Raw genomic sequence first — 4,008 nt, forward strand, 5'->3', positions numbered from 1 at the left:
CCTCGTTGCCGGGTTCCTCGGCGATGATCGCCTCGTAGGCCGCCTCGGCGCCGGCGAAGTCGCCTTCGGACAGCTTGTCCTCGGCGTCGACGAAGCGCGGATCCTCGACCTCGGGTTCGGCGGGGGTCGCGTCGGGGTCGCCCTCGAGCTTGCCCGCGGTCGCGTCCATCACCGCATCGAGCCACTGGCGGACCTGCGGGTCCGGCTGGGCGCCTTCGAAGTCGGCCAGCGGCTGCCCACCCGCCACCGCGATCACCGTCGGAATGCCCTGCACACGCAGCGCCTGGACGATGTTCATATTGGATTCGGCCTCGATCGCGGCCAGATCCCAGGCGCCGCGGTCTTCGGCGTTGAACCGTTCGAGCGTGCGAACCAGCTCGACGCTGCCCGCGCTGCGCTGCGAGAACAGCACGACCACCACGGGCACCTGCGTGGAGCGCCGGATCACCTTGGCTTCGAAATCCGCCTCGGTGACCGTGTGGTTCCCCGAGGCCGGAGCAGCAGCAGCGGCACCGCCGGGCGCGGCGGGCGGCTGCTTCAGCGCGGACAGATCCACCGCGCCGGACATGGCGGCGGCAGCGGCGGGCGAAGGACGGCGGGCAGCGGGTCGAGTCACGGTTTCCAGTTTGTCACGAAGCCGTCGGGGCGGCAGCCGCGGAGCCCTCGCTCGCGTCGGCGCTCAGCTCGCCCAGCTGACCGGTGCGCACCGCCCAGACCTCGAAGATCACGGTGAACAGCGGCGGAATGCTCGACGCCAGGGCCAGCACCGTGGTCTTCCAGTTCCAGTTCAGCTCACGCGAGGCCAGCAGCGCGGACAGCACGAACAACACGAAGATCCCACCGTGGACCGGGCCGAAGATCTTCACGCCGATCTCGTTGCCCTCGGCGGGCAGGTACTTGAACGCCATACCGGTCAGCAGACCGATCCAGGACAGCGCCTCGAGCACCGCGAAGAACCGGAACCGGCTGGCCGTTGACCGCAAATCGAAGAAACCCATGCCCACCATTGTGCCGCATGATCTACGACACCACGTAGTTGGACCGGTCACAGCGAAAGCCCTGGTACTCACGAGGAATACCAGGGCTTTCGTGGTCGAACAGGATCAGGCGGGAACGCGGATGATCAGCGCGTCGCCCTGGCCGCCACCGCCACACAGCGCGGCGGCACCGACGCCACCACCGCGACGCTTCAGCTCCAGCGCCAGGTGCAGCAGGATGCGCGCGCCCGACATGCCGAGCGGGTGCCCGATGGCGATGGCGCCACCGTTGACGTTCACCTTCTCCGGGTCGTAGCCCAGCTTGCGGGTCGAGGACACCCCGACGGCCGCGAACGCCTCGTTGATCTCGATCAGGTCCAGATCGGCGGGCGTGATGCCCTCCTTCGCGCACGCGGCGAGGATGGCGTTGGCGGGCTGGTCCTGCAGGGTCGAATCCGGCCCGGCGACCTGGCCCGCGGCGCCGATCTCGGCGATCCACTCCAGGCCCAGCTCTTCGGCCTTGGTCTTGCTCATCACGATCACCGCGGCCGCGCCGTCGGAGATCTGCGAGGCGGTGCCCGCGGTGACGGTGCCGTCCTTGCGGAAGGCCGGACGCAGCTTGCCCAGCGACTCGACGGTGGTGTCGGCGCGAATGCCCTCGTCCTCCGTCACGTAGACCGGGTCACCCTTGCGCTGCGGCACGGCGACCGGCACGACCTCGTCTTCGAACAGCCCGTTCTTCCACGCGGCGGCGGCGCGCTGGTGCGAGGCCGCGGCCAGCGCGTCCTGATCCTCGCGGCTCACCTTGTCCAGGTCGTTGCGATCGTCGGTGAGCAGGCCCATGGCCTGGTCGGTGATCACGTCGTGCAGGCCGTCGTAGGCCATGTGGTCGACGAGGGTGGTGTCGCCGTACTTGAAGCCCTCACGGCTCTTGGGCAGCAGGTGCGGGGTCTGGCTCATCGACTCCATGCCGCCGGCCACCACGATCTCGTGCTCACCCGCGCGGATCAACTGATCGGCCAGCGCGATCGCGTTGATGCCCGACAGACAGACCTTGTTGATCAGGATCGACGGCACATCCATCGGGATGCCCCCGGCGATGGCGGCCTGGCGCGCGGGCAGCTGCCCCGCGCCTGCCTGCAGCACCTGGCCGAGGATCACGTAGTCGACCTGCTCGGGCGCGACACCGCCCTTCTCGAGCGCGGCCTTGATCGCGACACCGGCCAGATCCGAGGCCTTGAAGCCCTTCAGACCGCCCAGCAGCCGACCGACCGGGGTACGCGCACCGGACACGATGACAGAAGTGGTCACGAAAGCCTCGCATTCATTGAGTCGATCCTCGCGGACGCACACAGCAGCACCGCACGCGTACAGGAGTTGGACTCCACGGTAACCGGTATCGGCCCGCGCCCGGCACGCAGGTCCGCGCTAGCTTCGTGGGGTGACCAATGAGAACTTCATCCCCGCCGACTACGTCATCGCCGTCGACCACGTGGGCATCGCCGTGCCCGACCTGGACACCGCGGTGGCCTGGTACACCGACAACCTCGGCATGGTCGAGACCCACCGCGAGGTGAACGAGGCCCAGGGCGTCGTCGAAGCCATGCTGTCGTGCCCCGCCGCCGCCGACCGCGCCACCGCCCTGCAGTTGCTGGCCCCGCTCACCCCGGAGTCGACCATCGCCAAGTTCATCGACCGCAGCGGCCCCGGACTGCAGCAGCTGGCCTACCGGGTCACCGATATCGACGCGGTTTCGGGTTTCCTGCGCGGGCGCGGAGTGCGTTTGCTGTACGAAGCCCCTCGCCACGGGACCGCCGATTCCCGCATCAATTTCATCCATCCGAAGGATGCTGGCGGTGTGCTGGTCGAGCTCGTGGAGCCGAACCCGGATGTTACGCACTAGTACACCGGTACTGTCGGTAAATCTCGGCGAGATCACAATCACGGTCGAGTCTCCATACGCTCGCTCGAGGCTGTATTTTGTGTGCCATGTCGTCACCTGAGTCCGATCGCAATCGCTTCGTTGCACTGCCCTTCACCGTTGTGCGCAAGGGTTATGCGCAAGACGAGGTGCGCAACTACTTCGACCGCTTCGACGCTGAGCTCCGCGTCACCGCCACCGACCGGGACGCTGCCGCAGCGCAGGCCCGCAATCTCGCCAGCCAGCTGGAAGATGCACGTGACGAGATCGACGAGCTCCGCAAGGAGGTCGACCGGCTTTCCGTGCCGCCGACCACCGCCGAAGGCATGTCCGACCGCATCTCGCGCATGCTGCGCCTGGCCTCGGACGAAGCGTCCGAGGTCCGCGCGCTGGCGCAGGCCGAAGCCGCCGAGATGGTGTCGATCGCCGAGCAGCAGGCCACCGAGATGCGTGGCAAGTACGAGTCGCTGCTCGCGGAGACCAAGGAGAAGCGCGAGGCGCTCGAGATCGAGTTCGAGCAGACCCTCGCGAACGCGCGCACCGAGTCGGCCAAGATCATCGAAGCCGCCCAAGCCGATGTCGAACGTCTGGGCAAGGAGGCCGAAGCCAAGCGCAAGGCCACCCAGCAGGACTTCGAAGCCACCATGAACGATCGGCGTACCAAGCTGACTCGGGCCATGGAGGAGCTCGAGGCCACCAGTCGCGCCGAAGCCGCCCAGCGGATCAAGGACGCGACCGACGAGTCGAACCGCCTGATCAGCTCCGCCACCCAGACCTCCGAGCGCAAGATCGCGCACGCGAAGGAACTGGCCGAGGAGATGCGCGTGCTGCGCGGCCGGGTGCTCGCCCAGCTGCTCGGTATCCGCGGTCAGCTCGATTCCGTGCCCGCCATGCTCGCCGCGGTCAACCGCGAGAGCGAACTGCTCGACGGCACGCCGGAGCGCAAGTCGATCAGCAACAACGGCAACAAGTCGGTGTCGAGCTCGCGTCAGAACAAGGCCATCCCCGAGGTCGCCGACGAGGACATCGTCGATGAGGACCGCGAGAGCGCCGACGTCAACTAACCAGCTGTCGGACTCGTCACGACATTCACCCGGAAAACCGAAGGCC

The 4,008-nt window shown here is 67.7% G+C and carries 5 protein-coding genes; 2 read left to right on the plus strand and 3 right to left on the minus strand.

The features are described 5' to 3' along the window. The 3 genes from ACFWF3_RS26970 to ACFWF3_RS26980 form a co-directional block, all read right to left on the minus strand. A partial coding sequence (locus tag ACFWF3_RS26970; RefSeq protein ID WP_379316171.1) for a thioredoxin domain-containing protein occupies positions 1–616 on the minus strand: 616 nt, incomplete at its 3' end. Positions 617–629: 13 nt separating this feature from the next. Further along, positions 630–1,007: a DUF3817 domain-containing protein gene (locus ACFWF3_RS26975; RefSeq protein ID WP_379316173.1), complete on the minus strand. Its 378-nt coding sequence runs from the start codon at positions 1,005–1,007 to the stop codon at positions 630–632. Between the two features lie 96 nt (positions 1,008–1,103). Then, positions 1,104–2,288: an acetyl-CoA C-acetyltransferase gene (locus ACFWF3_RS26980; protein ID WP_378996683.1), complete on the minus strand. Its 1,185-nt coding sequence runs from the start codon at positions 2,286–2,288 to the stop codon at positions 1,104–1,106. A 130-nt stretch (positions 2,289–2,418) separates the two neighbouring features. Here ACFWF3_RS26980 and mce point away from each other — a divergent pair, with 130 nt between their 5' ends. Together mce and ACFWF3_RS26990 are read left to right on the plus strand one after the other, a co-directional pair. After that, positions 2,419–2,880: a methylmalonyl-CoA epimerase gene (mce, locus tag ACFWF3_RS26985; protein ID WP_378996681.1), complete on the plus strand. Its 462-nt coding sequence runs from the start codon at positions 2,419–2,421 to the stop codon at positions 2,878–2,880. Between the two features lie 86 nt (positions 2,881–2,966). Then, positions 2,967–3,962: a hypothetical protein gene (locus tag ACFWF3_RS26990; RefSeq protein ID WP_084473310.1), complete on the plus strand. Its 996-nt coding sequence runs from the start codon at positions 2,967–2,969 to the stop codon at positions 3,960–3,962. Positions 3,963–4,008: the final 46 nt, after the last annotated feature.

The sequence above is a fragment of the Nocardia sp. NPDC060220 genome (assembly GCF_042727815.1).
Classification (GTDB): domain Bacteria; phylum Actinomycetota; class Actinomycetes; order Mycobacteriales; family Mycobacteriaceae; genus Nocardia.